Below are 2,090 nucleotides of genomic sequence, written 5' to 3' on the forward strand. Positions count from 1 at the left end.
ACCTTACCGTTGTTATAATTAACATCTTGCTAAAAATTGAATATTAATAAATGAATGAATTAAGAAAGCTAAGTATTACAGAGATGTATGATGGACTTAAACGGAAAGATTTTTCTGCTGTTGAACTTGTTGAGGCGCATATCAGCGCGGTAGAAAACGAGAAATTAAATGCATTTGTGACAAAAACTCCAGAAATAGCAATAGAGGCTGCTAAAGCTGCAGATGAGCATTTTTCAAAACAAAAGGGTGATATACCGCTTATGGGTATACCAGTTGGTGTTAAAGATTTATTCTGCACAAAGGGAATAAAAACAACAGCATGCTCAAAAATGCTAGAGAATTTCGTCCCGACTTACGAATCTACAGTATCTGACTTGCTTTTGAAAAGTGGGGCGGTCATGCTTGGCAAGCTTAACATGGATGAATTTGCCATGGGTTCTGCAAACACAAATAGCTATTTCGGTCCTGTTGAAAATGTGTGGGCTAGAAAAAGTGATGGGGAAAAAGTTGTACCTGGTGGGTCATCTGGTGGAGCCGCAGCATCGGTTGCTGGATTTTTATGCGCTGGAGCGCTCGGAAGTGACACCGGTGGATCTGTGCGCCAGCCAGCAGCTTACTGTGGAGTAGTTGGAGCAAAGCCAACTTATGGAAGATGTTCGCGTTTTGGTATGATCGCATTTGCAAGTTCCCTGGACCAAGCAGGGGTCATTACTCGTTCCGTTTCTGACTCAGCATTAATGCTGGAAACAATTTGTGGCTATGATAGCAAAGATTCAACATCGAGTAAAAGGCCAGTGCCTAAATTTTCTAATTTTATAAACGGTAATATCAAGGGTAAGCGCATTGGTATACCAAAAGAATATAGAATGGATGGAATTTCAGAAGAAATCGTCCATCATTGGGAAAAAGTTTCTTCCAATTTGAAAGAAAACGGCGCTGAAGTTGTTGATATTACCTTGCCACACACTAAATATGCAATACCAGTCTATTATTTAATTTGTTTTGCTGAAGTTTCATCTAATCTTGCTCGTTATGATGGTGTGCGTTATGGATTCAGAGCTGATGCTGATACCCTCGAAGAAATGTATTCACTAACAAGAGCAGAAGGTTTTGGAAAAGAGGTAAAAAGAAGAATCTTAATTGGTGCTTATGCACTTTCTTCAGGTCACTACAATGAATATTACGAAAAAGTACAATGCATTAGAGCATTAATCAGAAACGATTTTATAAAAGCATTTGAAAAAATAGATTACATACTCGTTCCATCTGCTCCAACAGAAGCTTTTGGCTTGAATGAAAAGCCAGATCCGTTAATTATGTGTATCAATGATGTCTTCACCGTACCAGCAAGTTTAGCTGGACTACCTGCTATTTCTGTGCCTGTTGGACTTTCCAATGAAGGTTTACCGCTTGCTTTACAAGTAATTGGAAACTATTACGATGAAGCTGGAATATTGAATGTAGCAAATGTAATAGAGCAAAATTGTGGCAGAGTAATTGAACTGCATAGCTAGTCGTTAGTATGTCTGCTCAAAGAGGAACAAGTTTGGCAAAAAATAATGATATTATTAGCGGAACGTAAAATAGTCCTACTGCAGTACTGATGAGAAGCAACAAGGTAGCTTTATCTGGTTGATAGTTTAAAATATTAGCAAGTATTACACTAGATCCAGAAACTGGAATAATAGCTAGCAACATCAGCGCTTTATATATACTCTCATCGTATATACCTGTGATATGTTTGTCTATCAGGACAATTCCCAAAACAAATAATGGCCAGAATACGTACTTTGCTGTAATAGTGGTTAAAGCGAGCTTCCAATCTATTTTAAAATTTGTAATTTGTGCAATACTCACTCCAAGTAGCACCATTCCTAATGTAATAAATGTACTTCTAATATTCATCATAACATCTGTTAGAAAAGCAGGTATTTGTATATCACATACACTCAAAAAGAAGCCCAGAATCATCGCATAGGACGAAGGAAGTCTGAACAACCTTAACATGCATTCTTTTGCAGTATATATACCATTTGCAGCTATATAAAATCCTAAGCTATTTTCAAACAGTGCCATTCCTATATAACAGA

2 protein-coding genes are annotated in these 2,090 nt (G+C 37.4%); one reads left to right on the plus strand and one right to left on the minus strand.

Annotated elements, in window-relative coordinates:
• The first annotated feature begins 50 nt into the window (after window positions 1–50).
• The gene (gene gatA, locus GO685_RS04895) at window positions 51–1,514 is read left to right on the plus strand and encodes an Asp-tRNA(Asn)/Glu-tRNA(Gln) amidotransferase subunit GatA (protein WP_175937819.1); all 1,464 of its coding nucleotides are present in this window, start codon (window positions 51–53) and stop codon (window positions 1,512–1,514) included.
• Window positions 1,515–1,530: 16 nt separating this feature from the next.
• Here gatA and GO685_RS04900 read toward each other — a convergent pair.
• Window positions 1,531–2,090: AEC family transporter (locus GO685_RS04900; RefSeq protein ID WP_175937820.1), on the minus strand; the 560-nt coding region annotated here is incomplete at its 5' end.

This window comes from Wolbachia endosymbiont of Madathamugadia hiepei (assembly GCF_013366855.1).
GTDB lineage: Bacteria > Pseudomonadota > Alphaproteobacteria > Rickettsiales > Anaplasmataceae > Wolbachia.

Excerpts from the sequence above, each read along its gene's own strand:
- gatA (WP_175937819.1), top strand. The coding sequence starts at position 51 with ATGAATGAATTAAGAAAGCTAAGTATTACAGAGATGTATGATGGACTT.